The sequence below is a fragment of the Mycobacterium sp. ACS4331 genome (assembly GCF_001667265.1).
Lineage (GTDB): Bacteria > Actinomycetota > Actinomycetes > Mycobacteriales > Mycobacteriaceae > Mycobacterium.
This window is the reverse complement of record NZ_LZHW01000044.1, coordinates 1-16658: the sequence shown is the minus strand read 5'-3', so window position 1 is coordinate 16658 and position 16658 is coordinate 1. Positions and strand designations below refer to the sequence as shown.

The window sequence follows — 16658 nt, the reverse complement described above, 5'->3', positions numbered from 1 at the left end:
CGGTGCGGTCTCTGCGGCGGTCACGACGCGGTCACCTTCTCTGGTTCGGGGTCGGGATGCGAATCCGGGACGGGCTCGGCTGCGGACTCGGTCCGCCGACGCCGCCTGCGCAGCGCGCCGATGCCCGCCAATCCGGCCGGGAAGAACCCGACGACGACGATGAACAGCAGGCCCTGGGCGTAGGTCCAGCCGGAGGGGAATCGTTCGGAGAACGCCGTCTGGGCCCACGCGACACCGATCGCTCCCAGCACCGGCCCCAGCAGTGTGGTGCGGCCACCGATCGCGACGCCGATCAGGAACGCGATCGACGGCACGATGCCGACCTGGGCCGGAGTGATGAATCCGATGATCGGCGCGAACAGCGCTCCGGCGATGCTGGCGAACAGTGCGGCGGCCGTGTACGCCACCACCTTGATGTTGGCCGGGTCGTAGCCCAGGAAGCGCACGCGCTCCTCGCCGTCCCGGACCGCCACCAGGAGTTCGCCGTACCGACTCTGCATGAGCTGCCGTACCACGGCGACGACCGCCAGAAGCACGCCCGCCGCGATGAAGTACAGCATCTGCCGGTTCACCGGGTCCGAGAGTGTGAATCCGAAGAATGTGCGGAAACCGTTGAGCCCGTTGCTCCCACCCAGGGTGGCCTGACCGACGAGCAGGATGGCCATCGCGGCCGCCAGGGCCTGGGACAGGATCGCGAAGTAGGCGCCCTTGACGCGGCGCTTGAAGACGCCGAGGCCCAGCAGCGCCGCGATCGCCGTCGGCACCACCACGATGGCCAGCAGCGTGAACGCGGGGGAGGCGAACGGTTCCCAATAGCCCGGCAGGACAGGGATTCCGGCGATCTGCATGAAGTCCGGCACGCTGTTGCCCCGGATCTCGGCGTCCGCGATCTTGAGGTGCATGCCCATCATGTAGGCGCCGAGACCGAAGAACACACCCTGACCCAGCGTGAGCATGCCGCCGCGGCCCCAGGCCAGGCCGATGCCCGCTGCCACGATGGCGAAACACAGGTACTGGCCGAGCAGGCCCAGTCGGAAGGTGCTGAGCACCGCGGGCGCGACACCGAACAACAGCACGGCGGCGACGGCGAAACCGGCCCACGTCTGCCATCGCCCGAGCCGGCTCAGACGGCTTCTCATACCAGACTCCTTGTGCGCACGGTGAACAGTCCCTGGGGGCGGACCTGTAGGAAGACGACGATGATCACGAAGACGATCACCTTGGCCAGCGACGCGGTGGTGCTGTACTCGATGAACGAATTGATCAGCCCCAGTGCGAACGCCGCGATGACGGTGCCCTTGATCTGGCCGAGGCCGCCGACCACGACCACCAGGAATGCGTCGATCAGGTAGGCCTGCCCGGTGGTCGGACTCGTCGACCCGATCAGCGTCAGGGCCACGCCGGCGACACTGGCCAGCCCGGACCCGATGAAGAACGTCGTGATGTCGGTGCGTCGCGACGAGATGCCGCTGGTCTCAGCGAGATCCCGGTTCTGCACAACGGCCCGGATGCGACGGCCCATGGGGCTGGCCTTGAGCACCAACGCCAGCACCGTCACGCACACGACGGCCAGCAGCAGAATGAAGATGCGACTCTTGGGGACGACGGCGCCGAGGATCTCCACTCCGCCCGACAGCCACGTCGGTGCGGTCACGTTGACCGCGGGGGCACCGAAGATGTCGCGGGCGACCTGCTGCAGGATCAGCCCCACACCGAAGGTGACCAACAGGGTGTCCAGCGGCCGGTGGTACATCCGCTGGATCAGGGTGCTCTCCAGGAGCACGCCGAGCAGGCCGCCGACCACGAATCCCACCACCAGCGAGATCAGCAGGGAGGCACCGGCATTGGAGACCACCTTCTGCACCACGAACGCGGTGTAGCAGCCGGCCATGATGAATTCGCCGTGCGCCATGTTGATGACGCCCATCTGACCGAAGGTGAGCGAGAGTCCGAGTGCGGCCAGCAACAGGATTGAGCCGAGGCTCAATCCCGTTGCCAGCTGCCCGATGAGGACATCCATCGACTAGCCCGAGAGGCCCTGCGCCCACGGGTAGGACTTCAGGTAGGGGTCCGGCTCGATCGGGCCGTCGGACTCCCACACGGTGTAGATCAGGCCGTCGGGATGGATCTCGCCGATCCGCGCGGTCTTGGTGATGTGGTGGTTCTCGCCGTCGATGGTGACCAGACCCTCGGGGGCGTCGAAGGTCACACCGTCGGCGTTGTCCTGAATCGCCTTGGTGTCGAACGCGTTCGCCTTCTCAGCGGTGTTCTTCCACAGGAACACCGAGACGTAGGCGGCCTCCATGGGGTCCGACGTCGGCTTGTCGGCGCCGTACTTGTCCTTGTAGGCCTTGACGAACTCCTTGTTCACGGGGTTGTCGACGGTCTGGTAGTAGTTCCACGCCGTGAGCTGGCCCTCGATGTTCTTGGCGCCGATGCCCACAACCTCCTCCTCGGCGATGGAGACCGAGACCACGGGCATCTTCTCCGGGGTCAGGCCGGCGTTGGTGTACTCCTTGAAGAACGCGACGTTGGAGTCGCCGTTGAGGGTGTTGAACACCGCGCCGGCGTTGGAGGCGCGCAGCTTGTTGACGATGGTCGAGAAGTCGGTCGATCCCAGCGGCGTGTAGTCCTCGCCCTTGATCTCGATGTCGTTCGCCTCGGCGTAGGCCTTGATGATCCGGTTGGCGGTCTGTGGGAACACGTAGTCGCTGCCCACCAGGTAGAGCGACTTGACGCCCTTCTCCTTGAGGTAGTCCAGCGCGGGCACGATCTGCTGATTGGTGGTGGCGCCGGTGTAGAAGATGTTCTTCGACGCCTCGAGGCCCTCGTACTGCACGGGGTAGTACAGCAGGGAGTTGTTGCTTTCGAACACCGGCAGCATGGCCTTGCGGCTCGACGAGGTCCATCCGCCGAACACCGCTGCGACGCAGTCGGAATTGATGAGCTTCTCGGCCTTCTGGGCGAACACCGCGGGGTCGGAGGCGCCGTCCTCACCCACGATCTCGATCTGCTTGCCCAGCACGCCGCCGTCGGCGTTGATCTGCTCGACGGCCAACTTGATGGCGTCGCGCACGGTGACCTCGGAGATCGCCATGGTGCCCGACAGCGAGTTCAGGGATCCCACCTTGATGGTGGAACCCGAGGTGTCGACGCAGGATTCAGCGCCGGCGGCCTCGGTGTCGCCGGCCTTGCTGCCGCAGCCCGCAAGGGTCATGGCGGTGGCAAGGGCGATCGATCCCGCTGCGAGGGCAGACTTACTCATTCGCGGACGGTTGGAGCTGACCATCGAGAGCCTTTCGTCACGGACAGTGCGGCCTTGGTGAGTCGGCTCTGATGCGTGCCTCATTCGGGCCGAACGACACCCACGTCGGGTGCCAGATCGGGACGTTAGGTGGCCGGTGTTTCTGTGAAATATCTGTGTGTCACGAACGCGTTAACGACCTGTTCCACCCGTGTTCAGCGGTCGGTCCGCGGCGTCGAGCGGTCGCCGAGGGGAACCTGCGGGGACGTTGTAACGATCCGGTAGCGTCGGAAGATATGACGAACATGGGAACAGCGACACGTCGGATCGCGGCCGCCTTCGCTCTGGCCGCCGCCGCAACAGCGGTCACACATGGCACGTCAGCGGCAGAGCCTGAGGGCACTGAGAACCCGGGGGCCGGCAACGTCCGGTACGTCCTCGCCACGGGCGCCCCGTACCAGTTTCAGATCACCTACCTGGTCAATCAGCCCGCCAGCAAGGCCGAGTACAACGCCAACGCTGACGCGTACCTCAAGCGCGAGACCATCACGGTGACGCCGGAGGCGCCCTGGGTGTTCGACACCACCCTCGCCGATCCCCAGTGGGCGTTCCTGCAGGTCAGCAGCACCACCCGCGGTGGAATGGGTGCTCCGAACGCCCACTGTGAGGTGGCCGTGGACGGTGTGGTCGCGGTGACCGGCGATCATCCCTACAGCCCGATCTGCATGCTTTCGCAGTGGTGAATCGCTGACCACTGATTGACATCGCCATCGAACATATGTTCGCATGGTGGGATGCGGTGGCAGGCGCAGGCGGTCAGGGCGGACGACGGTGCGTTGCCGGGGCTCGCGCGCATCGGATTCGTCCGCAGCGTCAAGACCCCGCAGTTCGAGGGCGTCACGTTCCATGAGGTGCTGTGCAAGTCGGCGCTGAACCGGATTCCCGAGGCGGCGATGCTGCCGTTCCGGTTCACCGTCAACGGCTACCGCGGGTGCTCGCACGCCTGTCGGTACTGCTTCGCCCGCCCCACGCATGAGTACCTCGATCTCAACGCGGGCAACGACTTCGACGCCCAGATCGTGGTCAAGACCAACGTCGTCGATGTGCTGCGCCGGGAACTGCGCAGGCCCTCGTGGCAGCGTGAGACCGTCGCCCTGGGCACCAACACGGATCCCTATCAGCGCGCCGAGGGCCGCTACGCGCTGATGCCGGGCATCATTGCCGCGCTGGCGGACTCGGGGACCGGCATGTCCATCCTCACCAAGGGCACGCTGCTGCGGCGGGACCTGCCTCAGCTCGTCGAGGCCTCGTCCCGGGTACCGGTGTCGCTTGCGGTGTCGCTGGCCGTCGGCGATGCGGACCTGCAGCGCGACGTCGAACCCGGCACTCCCACCCCGGCGGCACGGTTGGAGCTGATCAACGCGATCCGCGAGGCCGGCCTGGACTGCCACGTGATGGTCGCACCCGTGCTGCCGTACCTGACCGACTCCATCGACCACCTCGATGACCTGCTGGGGCGCATCGCGGCAGCCGGTGCCACGAGTGTGACGGTGTTCGGCCTGCATCTGCGCGGCGCCACCCGCGGGTGGTTCATGGGCTGGCTGCAGCGCTCACATCCCGAGCTGGTCGGGCCCTATCGCACGCTGTATCGCCGCGGGGCCTACCTGCCGTCGGAATACCGGGACGACCTGCGCCGCCGGGTGGCGCCACTGGTGGCCAGGCACGGCCTGGGAGGCACTCGGGCGACGCCACCGCCGCGACCCGCGCAGCCGTCCGTCGAGGTGCTGCAGCCGACCCTGTTCTGACGGTGGCGGTTTCAGGTGGTGCGCGACGCGCCCGGGGGCTAGTCGCCCTCGACCTGGCCGAACGTCATCGCGTCCATGTTCCAGTAGCCGCGCAGGTTGGTCAGCAGGCCCGCGTCGTTGACCTTATAGGTGAAGACGCCGCGGACGTCGGTGGTCATACCGCCCTCGAACTCGAAGTGCAGGTTCAGAATGTGCGCGATCTCGTTCGGCGAGCTCGACGGGAAGGTCTCCTCGCAGGTGATGCGCCGGGCGACGGCGGTGGCGATGGTGCTGTCGTAGAACGCATAGACGTTCTGCTTGCCGCGCACACCGGTGCCGTCACTGTTGGTGGGCGCCGGACCGATCGGGTCCTCGATGACGATGTCGTCGGCCATCAGCGCCAGCCAGGCCTCCCGGTCGTTGGCGTGCACGGCGGCCCACGACGCGTGCGATGCGGCCAGTGCGGGGGAGATGTCGGTGGTGGATTCAGTCACAGGTGCACCCTAGCCATGTCACTGGCGGCCCCGCTTCACCTCGTTGAACGGCACGCCGCGGTCGGCAGCCAACTCGCGGGGGAACCCCAGGATGCGTTCACCGATGACATTGCGGGCCATCTCGGAGCTGCCGCCACCCAGCGACCCGGTCTGCCGGGACAGGTAGCGCACGCCCACGTCCAACAGTCCGCCGAGGTCGCCGCCCTCGTCCACGACGCCCGCGGTGCCGGCGATCGTCAGCGCGGTGTCCACCTCGAGTTCGGTGGTCTCGGCATGGAACAGCCGGATCAGCGTGCCCGAGGTCGGGGGCAGAGTCCCAGCCGCGATCGCCTGCGAAACGTGCTCGATCAACTGCGCCTTGACGATGCGGCGGGCCAGCGCCCGGCCCGCGAGATTCTGGATCACCGGATCGTCGCCCTGGCCCGTGGCCTCCGCGAGCCCGACGTGATCCGGCGGCATCTCGTTGGCGTTCTCGGCGCCGGTGCCGCTGGCGAACTCCGATCCGCCGCCGACCGCGCGACGCTCGTGGAACAGCTGACGCGACGCCACGGTCCAACCGTCGTTGACCGCGCCGACGACGGCGTCGTCACCCAGTTCGAGGCCGTCGAAGAACTCCTCGCAGAACTCCTCGTTGCCGTTGACCTCCTTGATGCGGCGCATCGTGATTCCGGGTGCGTCCAGCGGCACCAGGAACATCGTCAGGCCCTCATGTTTGGGCACGGTCCAGTCGGTGCGTGCCAGCATGAGCCCGTAGTCGCCCGCGAAGGCACTGGTGCTCCAGGTCTTGGCGCCGTTGATGATCCACTTTCCGTCGCGGCGGTCGGCGCGTGTGATGACCCCGGCCAGGTCGGAGCCGCCACTGGGCTCGCTGAGCAGTTGGACCAGGATCTCCTCACCGCGGATCGCGGCCGAGATGCGTTCCCGCTTCTGCTCTTCGCTGCCCACGTCGAGGATGGTCGCCGCGCAGATCGTGAACGACGGGGTGTTGAGGATCAGCGGCATCTCATAGTTGCGGCACTCGCCGTTGAACGCCTTCTGGTAGGCGTAATCGAGTCCGAGGCCGCCGTATTCTCGGGGGAAGCAGATCCCGGCGAAACCGCCCGCGTAGAGGCGCTTCTGCAGTTCCTTGGCGCGGTCCCAGGACTCCTGGTGGGCGCGCACCGAGAACGGGGGGTTGTCGGGGTCGATGCGTGGCATGTTGTCGGCAAGCCAGACCCTGGCGCGCGCGGCGAACTCGGCCACCGACTCCTGGGTGCCCGTGGAGACCGCGGTGTCCGTCATGCTCATGCCTCCTGCGTCTTGCGGCTCAGTTCGTACACCGCGCGGTGGTGGTCCTCGGGCGAGCCGTACATGGCCCGGTTCAGAGCGACGCGTCGCAGGTACAGGTGCAGGTCGTGTTCCCAGGTGACGCCGATACCGCCGTGCAACTGCACGCAGTCCTGCAGCATCAACGGGGCGCGCTCTGCGACATAGGCTTTCGCGACGCTGACCAGCTTGCTGGCGTTGGCCGAACGTGCGCCCACGGCCGCGGCAGCCCCGGCGGTGGTGGCCCGGGCGGCCTCGAACCACATCTTCATGTCAGCGAACCGGTGCTTGAGGGCCTGGTAGGACGCCAGCGGGCGGCCGAAGCTGTGCCGGTCCAGCAGCCACTGATTGGTCATCGCCAGCACCGCGTCGAGAATGCCGACGATCTCGGCGCACTGCAGCACCAGTGCCACCTGGCGCTGACGTTCGATCGCGGTCGCGGTCAGATCCGCCGAACCGACCACCGCCGACTCGGCGACCTTGACACCGTCGAACTCCACACGGGCATAACGCTTCACAAGGTCGACCGACTTCTGCACGGTCACGCTCACCCCGGGTGCGTCGGCCGCGACGATGAACTGGCGAGGCTGCCCGTCGAGCAGCGCGACGACGAGCAGCAGATTTGCCTCGGCACCCGCCTCGACGCGGTCCTTCACACCGTCGATGCGGTATCCGGCGTCGGTGCGGGTGGCCGTGGTCACCGGATGCGTGGGATCGAATGGGCGCTTCGGCTCGTAGGTGGCCCATGACGCGATCGCCTCGCCGGAGACCAGCGCCTCGATGGTGTCCTCGTGACCCTCAGGCGACTCGACCAGGCCGGCGAGCACCACGCTGACCGGATGCAGTGGGCCGGGTGCGACGGTGCGACCCACCTGCTCGGCCACCAGGGCGAGGTCGGCGACACCGTCACCGGAGACGCTGCCGCCGCCGAGTTCCTCGGGTACCAGGAGGCTGGCCCACCCGAGTTCGGCGGCCTGCTGCCACCATGCCGCGTCGAAGGATTCGTCACGCTCGTACAGCTCGCGCACCTTCGGCAGCGATGCCTCGCGTTCCAGGAACGCCTGTGCTGTGGAGGCGAAGAGAAGCTGCTCCGGGTTGGCCACTTCTGTCATGAGTACGGTTGCCCCTCTTCGGGTTCGGAGTGAGCGTGCCGCGAGCGTGCCGGAGACCTCCAGCACGCTCGCAGTCGACGGTCGATGGGTCTCAGGTGAGGACGAGAGCGGGTACGTCGGGCTTGTAGACGACCTTGTTCTCGACCTTGAACAGATCGATCATGTTCTTGCCCATGACCTTTCGCACACCCTCCTCGTCGAGGCCGTGGGCCTGCAGATCGGAGACCAGGTTGATCGGATCGGCCAGTCCCTCGGGATGCGGCCAGTCCGAGCCGAAGATCACCCGGTCGATGCCGCACAGCTCGGCCATCTCCTTGAAGTTGTCCTCCCAGAACGGCGCGACGTACACGCAGCGCTTGAAGGCCTCGATCGGGTCCTCCGGGAACTGCTTCGGCATCTTCGAGAAGACATCGGCGAACTGGTGGAAGAGGTAGGGCACCCACGATGCGCCGTTCTCGACGGACAGGATGCGCAGGTCCGGGTTCCGGGTGAACGCGCCGTGGCACACGAGTGCGGCCATGGTGTCCTCGATGGGCCGCTTGCCCATCGCGACCATCCGGAACGACGTCGGCCGAAACGGCAGGTACTCGTCGGCGGGTTCCCAGTCGTTGAGGTACTGGGCGTACCCGCTGTCCGAGGCGTGCATGGCCACGGGGATGCCGGCCTTGACGCAGGCCTGCCAGAACGGGTCGAACTCCTCGGTGCCGAACGACCGGGTGCCGCGGAAGCCGGGCACTGGCGCCGGGCGTACCAGAACGGTCTTGGCGCCGCGCTCCAGACACCACTCGAGCTCCTCGAGTGCGCGGTCGACGATGGGCAGCGTGATCACCGGGGTGGAGAAGATCCGGCCCTCGTAGTCGAACTGCCAAGTCTCATACATCCATTCGTTGAGCGCATGGATGATGTCGTGGATCAGTTCCGGGTCGTCCTTGAGGCGCTCCTCGACCAACGAGGCCAGCGTCGGAAACATCAGGGTGTAGTCCAGACCCAGGCTGTCCATGACCTCGAGGCGTGCTTCGGGATTGCGGAAGGCGGGGATGGCCTTGATGGGCTTGCCGATCACCTCGCGGTAGCTCTTGCCGCCGCTGCCGTGCCGGAAGTACTCCTCCTGTGCGCCCGGGCGGGCGACGACCTCGAAGGTCGGATTGGGGATGTAGTCGCTGATGTGGTTGCGCACCATGATCTTGGTGCGACCGTGCACGTCGATGTAGTCGATTACGCCCTTGCGCTTGTCCGGCAGGAACTTTGTCAGCGCTTCCTTGGGCTCGTAGAAGTGGTTGTCGGCGTCGAACACCGGATAGTCGAGGATGCGTGACGGCATGGTTGTGAGCTCCCTGGCATGACGTTCTACGGCGCCTGGTAACGGCATTACCGATTCTGGTAACGACATTACCACGCAGAAGTGTAACGGCGCCAGAGTCGTCGATCCGCCTATTTCAGCAGTTCAGAGCCATCAGCGGGCCAGTCCGCGCAGGAAGAAGTTGAACAGGTTCTCCCCATCGATCGGGGTGCCGTTCAGCCCCAGCCCGAGGTCGCGAAGCCGCAGTGCACCCAGGACCGTCTGCATCAGAATGGCGGCGTCGGTCTCGACGTCGAGATCGGCGCGGAACCTGCCCTCGGCGATACCGCGGTTGAGGATGTCGACGACCAGCGTGTGCAGGGGAGCCAGCACCTTGGCGAACTCCTTGGGCCTGGCCTCGAACAGACGGTCGTTGTAGTACGTCAGGCCGCGGTTGATGCTGTCCTGCGTGCTCGTCGCGGCGGGCGCGCTGATGCGCTCGATCAGGCGCCGCAGCGCCTCGTCGCTCGCGAGGCCCTCGGTGTCGGCGCGCCAGCGTTCGGTGGCCTCGGCCATGATCGTCTCGACCAGGGCCAGCAGCAGCTCATCCTTGGTGGCGAAGTGCTGGTAGAACGCCCGCAGTGAGGTCTTGGACCGCTCGACGACTTCGAGGACCGTGAAGTCGGTGCGCCCCGTCTCGCCGAGAATCGCCAAGGCCGAACGCATGAAGCTCTGGGCGCGCGACTCGGCCGCGGGCTGGGAGGCAGCGGCTCCGTTCGGCTTGGTCATCGTCGGGAGGGTACCGGCTTTACACCCTGGCGGGCGAGTGTCTAGCGCACATCGGCGATCGACCGTTACTGTCTTGGACCCATGGCCCAGTGGTTTCTCTTCCTTCCTCAGGTGCGGATGGGCATCGACGACGTGGTGGTGCGTGCGCAGGCGGCCGAGGGCAACGGGTTTGACGGCATTGCGTTCATCGACCATCTCGAGCCCCCCGGCGCCACCGGTCAAAGCATCTGGGAGGCAATGACACTGGCCACCTGGGTGGCGGCCCGCACCGATCGGCTCACGATCGGGCATCTCGTGCTGTGCGACGGTTTCCGGCATCCCGCAGTCCTGGCGAAACAGGCCGTGACGCTGGCCGAGGCGTCCGGCGGACGTTTTGAACTCGGTCTCGGGTCCGGCTCGTGGCCGGCCGAGTTCGACCGGTTCGGCATCGAGGGCGGCGACGACGCCAAGGGCAGGGCGCGCCGGTTCACCCACGACGTCGAGGTGATCCGGCGCTGCTGGGGGCTGGACGGCGACTCCGTGATGAAGCAGGAACCCGTTGCATCCCAACAGATTCCGTTGGTACTCGGCGGAACCGGCAAGACCACGATGGACCTGGTGCGCCGGTACGCGCAGTGGTGGAACATCCCGTCGCACCAGCTGGCGCGCCTCGACGAGCTTCTGCCGACCGTCGGTGACGCCCGGGTGTCCATGCAGCAGATGGTCGGGTTCGCCGGACGCGGCGCCGACCTGGCCGAGGTCACCGCGGTGAGCACCAGGCGCTTCGGGCACCTCGGGTCCGGTCTGGTGTGCGGCGATGCAGACGGACTCGTCGAGCATTTCACCGCGCTCATCGACAAGGGCGTCGAGCGCTTCTACGTGTGGTTCGCGGACTTCGCGGCTCCGGCCACCCTGGCCGAATTCTCCGACACGGTGATGAAAATCATCGCGCAATCAGAAGGGACGACAGCGTGACAACGGAATCCAGCCAGGCGGTCTGGACGGTGCAGACCCTGCTCGATCTGTTCGACGTCGAGGCGAACGACACCGGCGGGTTCGACGCCCCGACCGGGCCGGCAGGAGAGGACGACCGCCAGGTCGTCGAGGGCTCCCAGGTGCTGTCACAGGCGATCGTCGCTGTCGCCAAAAGGTTTCCGGACAAGTCGGTGCGCTCGGCGTACGCGGTCTTCAGCCGTGTCGTGCTCGTCGGCGCCCCCGTCGAACTGAACCTCGATGTGGTGCAGGAGGGCCGGTCGGCGGCGACCGCCGTGGTGACCGCGCTGCAGAACGGCAAGCGGTGCATCACGATCACGGTGCTGTGCGATGTGCCGACCGCGGACGTCATCACCCACCACCTGACGCGACCCGACGTCAAGTCGCCGGCCGAGTCCAACGTCTCCGAGATGCCGATGGTGGGTCGCGAGCTGCGCCTTGTGGACGTCGTCGACGTCAACAGCCCCGACGAGGTCGGCCCACCGGAACTGCACGCCTGGCTGCACTACGACCCGATCCCGCAGCGCGACGATCTGGCCAAGGCGCTGATCGCGTATTTCACCGGACATCTGGGGATTTCGACCACCATGCGGGCGCATGAGGGCATCGGGACCGCGCAGGCCCACCTCACGGTGTCGACCGCACCGATGACCATCAGCGTGAGCTTCCACGAGCCCGTCAGCTGGGACGGGTGGCTGCTCTATTCGCACGAGAGCACGCAGGTCGGCTCCGGCATGTCCTACGTGCGCGGGACGGTGCACACCGAGGATGGGGACCTGCTGGCGTCGTTCACGCAGGACGCGCTGATCCGCCCGCTGCGCACCAACGACACCGCGATCGAGGAGAAGTCCCGCCTCTAGTCACCTCACCGGAAAAAGGGGGAGGCTCAGCCGTCGAGGCTCGTGGCGCGGTAGGTGTCGCACTTCTTCAGATCACCGGTCTGGTAGCCGACGGTGAACCAGTGCTGGCGCTGCTCGGAGGACCCGTGTGTCCACGCCTCCGGGTTGACCCGTCCTGTCGCGGCCTTCTGGATCCGGTCGTCGCCCACTGACGAGGCGGCCGACAGCGCATCGGCGATGTCCTTGTCGCTCAACGGTTCCAGGAACGTCACGTCGGTGCCGGGCTGCTTGGTGATCGCGGCGTAGTGCGCCCACACCCCGGCGTAGCAGTCGGCCTGCAGTTCGGTGCGCACGCTGTTGCCCTCGGCACCCTGCGGGCCGCGCTGCGCCTTGGCGAGGTTGCCCAGCAGGTTCTGGAGGTGATGGCCGTACTCGTGGGCCACCACATACTCCTGGGCCAGCGGACCACCGCTCGAGCCGAACTGGGTCTTGAGCACCTCGAAGAAGCCGGTGTCGAAGTACGCGGTCTGATCGGCCGGGCAGTAGAACGGGCCCACGTCGGAGGTGGCCGGGCCGCAGGCCGTCTGCACCTCGCCGGTGAACAGCCGCAGGTTCGGGCGTGTGTAGCCCTGCACCAACTGGCCGAAGATCGCGTCGACGGAGTTGCCGGTGGCGATCACTCGACATTCGACGATGTTGTTGGCGTCGGCGCCGGTGCGGCACCGGCTGACGTCGAAGCCCGCGGCCTCCACGCCTTCGGTGTCCATGGGTTGCTGCGAGACGACGCCGCCTGGGTCCACGCCGAGGAAGAGCGCGATCAACAGGACGATCAGGCCGCCGACTCCGCCGCCGATCGCCATACCGCGTCCACCGCGTCCACCGCCGCTCGTGGAGGTGGTGCTGGTGTCGATCCGCATCCCTTCACTGAAGGTCATGGGCACTCTCCATCCGCGCTCACCGTTCCGGCCGCGGTGGCCGGTCGTCGGGGTTACAGCTTTGCACATACGATTCGGGGCGTGGCTGCCATTCGCACCGGCATCGCCGACACCGCGCATCTGGCGCAGACCTCGGCGGGTGTGCTCCGCGGCGGCGTCGAGGGCGACGTCGCGGTCTGGCGCGGCGTTCCGTACGCGGAGCAGCCGGTCGGAGCGCGCCGTTTCACGGCCCCGAGCCCGCCGCGGCCGTGGACCGGTGTCCGCGACGCGCTCGAGCACGGACCTTTGCCACCGCAGGGCAAGACCTTCGTCGGCGGCGGCCGCGACGACCCCAAGATGCGCGACGAGGCGTGCCTGACCCTGACGGTCTGGTCGCCGGATCCGAGTGCGCGGCTGCCGGTGATGGTGTGGATCCCCGGCGGGGCCTTCCTCTACGGCGCCGGTCAGTTCCAGCTGTACAACGGCTCCCGGCTCGCGGCCAACGGCCGGGTCGTGGTGGTGAACGTGACGTACCGCATCGGCGTGTTCGGCGGCTTCGAACTCGGCTCCCTCGGTGAGGGTTTCGACGACAATCTGGGCCTGCGCGATCAGATCGCGGCACTGCGGTGGGTCCAGGAGAACATCGCCGCGTTCGGCGGCGATCCCGGCCGCGTGACGGTGTTCGGCGAATCCGCGGGAGCCACGTCGGTGCTGGCGCTTCTGGCCAGCCCAGCCGCCTCCGGGCTGTTCCACCGCGCCATCGCCCAGAGTCCCGCGCTGCCTCTGATCGCCGACTACGACACCCGGGCCGAGCAGGCGCAACGATTCCTGCGCGAGGTCGGGGCCAGGCCCGATGAACTCAAGGACCTGCCGCAGAGGCAGCTTCGGCACGCCGCCGGGATGATCCAGTTGCGCAGCGTGTCCAGCACCCCGACGCTCGCCCATGGACTGACCCACGGCGTGGATCTGCTCCCTTTCGATCCGATCGAGGCGGCCCGGCGCGGTGCCGTCGCCGACGTTCCGCTGATCATCGGGACCAACAGCGACGAGGCGTCGATGTTCGCGTGGTCGCGGCCACCCATGCTGCCGACCACCAAGGCCAACATCGACCACTACTTCGCCCGGCGCGATCCCGACGCCAAGGACCGTGTGCTTGCCGCCTATCCGGGCTACCCGCGGCGCAGCGCGCTCGTCGCGGTGGGAGCCGACGCCATGTTCGGGGCCCCGACCTGGGCATTCGCTGATGCGTACGGTCCGCACGCCCCGACGTTCGCCTACCGGTTCGACCACATGCCCACGACACTGCGCGCCCTGCGTCTCGGCGCCACCCACGGCAGCGAGATCGTGCACATCCAACACAGCTACGGCTCGTACCTCGGGCGCCGGCTGCACCCGCTGGGTCGCCGGCTCCCGCCCGCGGTGGGCAGGCGCATGCAGAAGGCCTGGCTGCACTTCGCCACCGCCGATCAGCCGCAACCGTGGCCCCGCTACGACCTCGCCCGCCGTCGGACCCGCGTCATCCGCACCACGCGCGACGTCGTCGTCGACGATCCCGATGCGATCCGGCGCGCGGCCTGGGCCGGACTGTGCTGACGACGCGCTAGCGTCGGTTCATGGACCGAGCCGTGCCCGGACTGTCGACACCGCAGCAGGCCGCCCTGGGAAGTGGCGCCGACTTCTGGACCAGCAAGGCCGTCGAGGACATCCCGGCCGTCGTCCTCACCGACGGACCCCACGGCGTGCGTCGGCAGCTCGGGGCGACCGATCACCTCGGACTGGCCGGCAGTGAGCCGGCGACGTGCTTTCCGTCCGCGGTGGCGCTCGCACAGACCTGGGACCCCGAGCTGGCGGCCGAAGTCGGCCGGGCCGTCGGTCGGGAAGCCCGCGCCCTGGGCGTCGGAGTGGTGCTGGGGCCGGGGATCAACATCAAGCGGGATCCGCGCGGCGGCCGCAACTTCGAATACTTCTCCGAGGACCCGCACGTGTCCGGGGTGCTCGGGTCGGCGTGGGTGCGCGGCATTCAGTCCGAAGGGGTGGGCGCGTCGGTCAAACACTTCGCCGTCAACAACCAGGAGCACGACCGCATGCGGGTCGATGTCGACGTCGACGACCGAGCCCTGCGGGAGATCTACCTGCGGGCGTTCCACCGGGTGATCACCGAGGCGCGGCCGTGGACCGTGATGTGCTCCTACAACCGGATCCGGGGGCAGTGGGCGGCCGAGAACCGTTGGCTGCTCACTGAACTGCTGCGCGACGAGTGGGGCTACGACGGTGTGGTGGTCAGCGACTGGGGGGCGGTGGTCGACCGGGTGCGGTCCGTCGCCGCCGGCCTGGATCTCGTCATGCCCGGCGGTGACCCGACATCCGACACGGAGGTGGTCGAGGCCGTCGAGTCCGGACTGCTGCCCGCCTACGCCGTGACCCGCAGCGCCGCGCGGGTCGAGGCTCTGGCGCGGCGCGCGGCCCGCCCCGGGCCGGCTGCGGACGTCGACTTCGCGGCCCACCACGAACTCGCCCGCGAGGTCGCGCGCCGGGCGATCGTGCTGCTGCGCAACACCGACGAACTGCTGCCCCTGGATCCGGCGGCCGACGTCGCGGTGATCGGCGAGTTCGCCAGGACGCCGCGGTACCAGGGTGGGGGGAGTTCGCGGGTCAACGCGACACGGCTGGACGTTCCCTTCGATGAGATCCGGGATCGCAGTCGCGGTCGGGTGCAGTTCGCGCCCGGGGGACCGGAGGCGGTGCGTGCGGCCGCCGACGCCGATGTCGCGGTGGTGTTTCTGGGTCTTGAGGAGAGCCAGGAGAGCGAGGGTTTCGACCGCACCGGTGTGGACCTGCCCGCGGCGCAGTCGGCCCTTCTGGCCGAGGTGCTCACGGTGCAGCCGCGCACCGTCGTGGTGCTGGTCCACGGAGGTGTGGTGGCGCTGGGGCCGGTGACCGCGCCCGCGGTGCTCGACGCCGGTTTGGCCGGGCAGGGTGGTGGGGCGGCGATCGCGGATGTGCTGTTCGGCCTGGTCAATCCGAGTGGGCGGCTGAGCGAGACGGTGCCGCTGCGGCTGCAGGACGCTCCGTCGTTCCTGAGCTTTCCCGGCGAGGCCGGCCGGGTCCGCTACGGCGAGGGCATCTTCGTGGGCTACCGCTGGTACGACGCGCGGGACTGGCCCGTGGAGTTCCCGTTCGGGCACGGGCTGTCCTACACCACGTTCGCCCACCGCGACCTGACGGTCACGGCCGACGGTGACGACGTGACGGCCCGTGTCGTGGTGGCCAACACCGGATCCCGCGCGGGCCGTGAGGTCGTGCAGGTCTATGCCGGGCTGCCCGGTTCGCGGGTGGCCCGCGCGCCGAGAGAACTCGTGGGGTTCGCCTCGGTGCACCTGGAGCCCGGAGCGCAGGCCGCCGTCGAGGTCCGGTTCGGACGCAGCGAACTCGCGTATTGGGATGTGCGCGTGGGTGATTGGGTGCTGGAGGGTGGTGAGTACCGGATCGACGTCGGCGCCTCCAGCCGCGACATCCGGGTCAGCGCCGGTCTCGTGATCGCCGGTGACGAGGTCGATCTGCCGCTGACCCTGCAGTCGACGCTCGCCGAGGTCGCGGCGCATCCCGAGGTGATGAGGCGACTGGTGGCGCTGTTGGGCACGGCGTTGCCCGCGGGGCAGCAGGCAACCGGGGTCGGCGCGATGATGGCGAGCATCCCGCTCGATCGTCTGCCGACGTTCACCGGTGGTGCGGTGAGCCGTGCTCAGCTCGAGGCGGTGTTGGGGCTGTCCTGACAGCTCGGCGGCTGGGGTCTGAGCCGGACGGCGGCTCGAATCTCGCCGAGAGTTGCCTTATTTTCGGGTTTTCCCACTCAGACTCAAGTGGTCGCTGCAGCACCTGACTGCTTGGAGGGTGTTGTTCGATGGCGTTTCGTTCGCGGGGTACGC

At 67.8% G+C, this 16658-nt stretch carries 15 protein-coding genes; 6 read left to right on the top strand and 9 right to left on the bottom strand.

The genetic code is table 11. The annotated features are described in order from the left end of the window. Nucleotides 1–20: 20 nt before the first annotated feature. Genes urtC through urtA form a run of 3 tightly spaced genes read right to left on the bottom strand, consistent with a single transcriptional unit; the run spans nucleotide 21 to nucleotide 3265 of the window. A complete protein-coding gene (urtC, locus tag A5727_RS11040) occupies nucleotides 21–1139 on the bottom strand; it encodes an urea ABC transporter permease subunit UrtC (RefSeq protein WP_068248850.1) in 1119 nt (372 codons plus the stop codon). Continuing rightward, the gene (gene urtB / locus A5727_RS11035; protein ID WP_068248846.1) at nucleotides 1136–2020 is read right to left on the bottom strand and encodes an urea ABC transporter permease subunit UrtB; all 885 of its coding nucleotides are present in this window, start codon (nucleotides 2018–2020) and stop codon (nucleotides 1136–1138) included. Before urtB ends, urtC begins: the two co-directional genes overlap by 4 nt. A gap of 3 nt (nucleotides 2021–2023) precedes the next feature. Further along, nucleotides 2024–3265 carry an urea ABC transporter substrate-binding protein gene (gene urtA / locus A5727_RS11030; RefSeq protein WP_197507643.1) on the bottom strand — a complete coding sequence of 414 codons (1242 nt, stop codon included), beginning with the start codon at nucleotides 3263–3265 and terminating at the stop codon, nucleotides 2024–2026. A 275-nt stretch (nucleotides 3266–3540) separates the two neighbouring features. On the opposite strand from urtA, the gene A5727_RS11025 reads away from it, so the two are divergent. Both A5727_RS11025 and A5727_RS11020 read left to right on the top strand, forming a co-directional pair. Then, nucleotides 3541–3987, top strand: a complete 447-nt coding sequence (locus A5727_RS11025) for an Rv2576c family protein (RefSeq protein WP_068248842.1) — start codon at nucleotides 3541–3543, stop codon at nucleotides 3985–3987. A 51-nt stretch (nucleotides 3988–4038) separates the two neighbouring features. Next, the gene (locus A5727_RS11020; protein ID WP_068248840.1) at nucleotides 4039–5049 is read left to right on the top strand and encodes an Rv2578c family radical SAM protein; all 1011 of its coding nucleotides are present in this window, start codon (nucleotides 4039–4041) and stop codon (nucleotides 5047–5049) included. A 38-nt stretch (nucleotides 5050–5087) separates the two neighbouring features. Here the strand turns inward: A5727_RS11020 and A5727_RS11015 are convergent, their stop codons facing one another. The 5 genes from A5727_RS11015 to A5727_RS10995 all read right to left on the bottom strand — a co-directional run bounded on the left by A5727_RS11015 (nucleotide 5088) and on the right by A5727_RS10995 (nucleotide 10007). Then, on the bottom strand, nucleotides 5088–5522 hold the full coding sequence (locus tag A5727_RS11015) for a ketosteroid isomerase family protein (RefSeq protein WP_068248838.1): 435 nt from the start codon (nucleotides 5520–5522) through the stop codon (nucleotides 5088–5090). 18 nt (nucleotides 5523–5540) lie between these two features. Then, nucleotides 5541–6803 (bottom strand): acyl-CoA dehydrogenase family protein, encoded by a 1263-nt coding sequence (locus tag A5727_RS11010; RefSeq protein WP_068248836.1) that lies wholly within the window; start codon nucleotides 6801–6803, stop codon nucleotides 5541–5543. Between the two features lie 2 nt (nucleotides 6804–6805). After that, nucleotides 6806–7939 (bottom strand): acyl-CoA dehydrogenase family protein, encoded by a 1134-nt coding sequence (locus A5727_RS11005; protein WP_068248834.1) that lies wholly within the window; start codon nucleotides 7937–7939, stop codon nucleotides 6806–6808. Nucleotides 7940–8030: 91 nt separating this feature from the next. Beyond that, complete coding sequence (locus A5727_RS11000; RefSeq protein ID WP_068248832.1) at nucleotides 8031–9260, bottom strand: amidohydrolase family protein; 1230 nt, start codon at nucleotides 9258–9260, stop codon at nucleotides 8031–8033. 132 nt (nucleotides 9261–9392) lie between these two features. Then, nucleotides 9393–10007 (bottom strand): TetR/AcrR family transcriptional regulator, encoded by a 615-nt coding sequence (locus tag A5727_RS10995; protein ID WP_068248830.1) that lies wholly within the window; start codon nucleotides 10005–10007, stop codon nucleotides 9393–9395. A gap of 81 nt (nucleotides 10008–10088) precedes the next feature. Here A5727_RS10995 and A5727_RS10990 point away from each other — a divergent pair, with 81 nt between their 5' ends. Together A5727_RS10990 and A5727_RS10985 are read left to right on the top strand one after the other, a co-directional pair. Next, on the top strand, nucleotides 10089–10961 hold the full coding sequence (locus A5727_RS10990; protein ID WP_068248828.1) for an LLM class flavin-dependent oxidoreductase: 873 nt from the start codon (nucleotides 10089–10091) through the stop codon (nucleotides 10959–10961). Beyond that, nucleotides 10958–11839 (top strand): acyl-CoA thioesterase, encoded by an 882-nt coding sequence (locus tag A5727_RS10985; RefSeq protein ID WP_068248826.1) that lies wholly within the window; start codon nucleotides 10958–10960, stop codon nucleotides 11837–11839. The genes A5727_RS10990 and A5727_RS10985 overlap by 4 nt, the downstream gene beginning before the upstream one ends. A 26-nt stretch (nucleotides 11840–11865) precedes the next feature. On the opposite strand, the gene ypfJ is transcribed toward A5727_RS10985, so the two are convergent. Continuing rightward, a complete protein-coding gene (gene ypfJ / locus A5727_RS28095; RefSeq protein ID WP_068248824.1) occupies nucleotides 11866–12753 on the bottom strand; it encodes a KPN_02809 family neutral zinc metallopeptidase in 888 nt (295 codons plus the stop codon). A gap of 81 nt (nucleotides 12754–12834) precedes the next feature. Between ypfJ and A5727_RS10975 the strand changes: the two genes are divergently transcribed. Both A5727_RS10975 and A5727_RS10970 read left to right on the top strand, forming a co-directional pair. Further along, complete coding sequence (locus A5727_RS10975; protein WP_231992034.1) at nucleotides 12835–14325, top strand: carboxylesterase/lipase family protein; 1491 nt, start codon at nucleotides 12835–12837, stop codon at nucleotides 14323–14325. 20 nt (nucleotides 14326–14345) lie between these two features. After that, complete coding sequence (locus tag A5727_RS10970; RefSeq protein ID WP_068248822.1) at nucleotides 14346–16505, top strand: glycoside hydrolase family 3 C-terminal domain-containing protein; 2160 nt, start codon at nucleotides 14346–14348, stop codon at nucleotides 16503–16505. Nucleotides 16506–16658 lie beyond the last annotated feature (153 nt).